Source organism: Thioclava sp. SK-1 (assembly GCF_001705665.1).
Lineage (GTDB): Bacteria > Pseudomonadota > Alphaproteobacteria > Rhodobacterales > Rhodobacteraceae > Thioclava.
In genome coordinates this window covers 1-1,981 of record NZ_MDHA01000077.1, presented here as the reverse complement: position 1 = coordinate 1,981, position 1,981 = coordinate 1, and the positions used below count along the sequence as shown (strand labels likewise).

3 protein-coding genes and 1 tRNA gene are annotated in these 1,981 nt (G+C 61.4%); 3 read left to right on the top strand and 1 reads right to left on the bottom strand.

Translation table 11 applies throughout. The features are described from left to right. The 3 genes from BFP70_RS18105 to BFP70_RS21485 all read left to right on the top strand — a co-directional run. The coding region (locus BFP70_RS18105; protein WP_066013172.1) for an IS3 family transposase at window positions 1-614 on the top strand (614 nt) is incomplete at its 5' end. Further along, on the top strand, window positions 569-1,177 hold the full coding sequence (locus BFP70_RS21490; RefSeq protein WP_369820223.1) for a recombinase family protein: 609 nt from the start codon (window positions 569-571) through the stop codon (window positions 1,175-1,177). The genes BFP70_RS18105 and BFP70_RS21490, both read left to right, overlap by 46 nt. Continuing rightward, entirely contained in the window at window positions 1,092-1,400 is a 309-nt protein-coding gene (locus BFP70_RS21485) for a recombinase family protein (RefSeq protein ID WP_369820222.1), read from the top strand. The genes BFP70_RS21490 and BFP70_RS21485 overlap by 86 nt, the downstream gene beginning before the upstream one ends. 426 nt (window positions 1,401-1,826) lie before the next feature. Here BFP70_RS21485 and BFP70_RS18095 read toward each other — a convergent pair. After that, a tRNA-Met gene (locus tag BFP70_RS18095) sits at window positions 1,827-1,903 on the bottom strand. Window positions 1,904-1,981: the final 78 nt, after the last annotated feature.

The window sequence follows — 1,981 nt, the reverse complement described above, 5'->3', positions numbered from 1 at the left end:
GCGTCGGTCGCCTGATGCGCGAAAACGGGATCACCGTTGAAAGAACGCGCAAATTCAAGGCGACCACAGACAGCGATCATACGTTCAACATCGCGCCAAACCTGCTGGACCGTGACTTCACGGCGGAGCGGCCCAACCAGAAATGGGCGGGCGATATCAGCTACATCTGGACCCGTGAAGGGTGGTTGTATTTGGCGGTCATCCTCGATCTGCATTCACGCCGTGTGATTGGCTGGGCTGTCAGCAACCGCATGAAACGCGACCTGGCGATCCGGGCGCTGAAGATGGCCATCACCCTGCGGTCACCGCCCAGGGGCTGCATCTTCCACAGCGATCGCGGCAGCCAATACTGTTCGCATGACTACCAGAAGGTCCTGCGCGAGCATGGGTTCAAGATGTCGATGAGTGGCAAGGGCAATTGCTACGACAACGCCGCCGTCGAAACCTTCTTCAAGACCATCAAGGCCGAGCTGATCTGGCGCCGCACGTGGGAGACCCGACGCCAGGCCGAAACCGCCATCTTCCAATACATCAACGGCTTCTATAACCCGCGCCGTCGGCACTCAGCATTGGGAGGCAAAAGCCCCTTGGCCTTCGAACGCCAAGGGGCTTAAACGAGCACTGGGGGCGGCACAAATACGCGACAGGTCCAGTCCTTGCCCATGCGCTGGACCGCCTGAGCCGTAATCAGGCCGATATCGCAAGCCTCTACCAGCAGCTACAGTTTGCCCGCGTGAGTATCGAGACGGTCAGCGAGGGCCAGATCAGTGAACTGCATATCGGGCTGAAGGGCACGATGAACGCGATGTTCCTGAGCGATCTGTCGAAGAAGACCCGCGAAGGCCTGCGCGGCCGGGCGCTGGCCGGCAAAAGCGCGGGCGGGCAGACCTTTGGCTATCGGGCTGTCCGGGCCTTCGACGAGACTGGCGAGCGCCTTCGCGGAGATCTCGACATTCACCCAGAAGAAGCAGCCGTGGTGCGTCGGATCATGGAAGATTATGCCGGAGGCCTGTCACCAAAGAAGATCGCCGAGGCGCTGAACCTGGAACGCATCCCTGGACCACGCGGCGGCAGCTGGGGGGGCCTCGACCATTCATGGCAATCGCGAACGCGGCACGGGGCTCCTGAACAACGAGCTCTATATCGGCACGTCTATCTGGAATCGGCTGACCTATGACAAGGACCCGATGACCGGCAAACGCGTCAGCCGTCTCAATCCAAAGCAGGACTGGGTGATCAGGGACGTGCCAGAGTTGCGGATTATCGACGATGCGCTCTGGGCGGCCGTACGGCAACGACAAGGCGCACTGGTGTCGAAAGGCACCACGGTTCCGGTCTGGGACCGCAGGCGGCCGCACAGGCCGGGCGCAGCACCCTCGAGAAGGAGCTCGCACGCGTGATCGCCGATCACGGCAAGCTGGTCGATGCGATCGTGGCGGGCGTGCCCGCGGCGCAGGTGAAGGACCGGATGAACACGCTGGATGCCCGGCGGGCAGAAATCCAGGCGCAGCTGTCCACCGCGTCCGCCCCTCCCCCGCTGCGCTACCATCCCGGCATGGCACGGAGGTATCGCGAGCGTGTCGGGGCGTTGATCCGTGGCCTGAGCGATGCGGACGCGATGTGCGCGACGAAGGAGGCGCTACGTGAGTTGGTCGATCGGATCGTGCTGACGCCGGATGTGTCTGGGGCGGGTCTGACGATCGAGCTTCACGGGGCGCTTGGGGGTTTGTTGCGTCTGGCGACGGCGCGTGGATCCCAAACGCAAACATCCGCGCAGTCATGCGACGCGCGGTTGGAAGGGTATGATATTGTTGAGGGCTTAGTGTTGGTTGCGGGAGTAGGATTTGAACCTACGACCTTCAGGTTATGAGCCTGACGAGCTACCGGGCTGCTCCATCCCGCGCTATATTTTGTGATTGGTTTTTTTTGTTATCGTTTAGAGATGATTTCGCTGCTTTCTAGGTTTGGCGGTGACCTACTC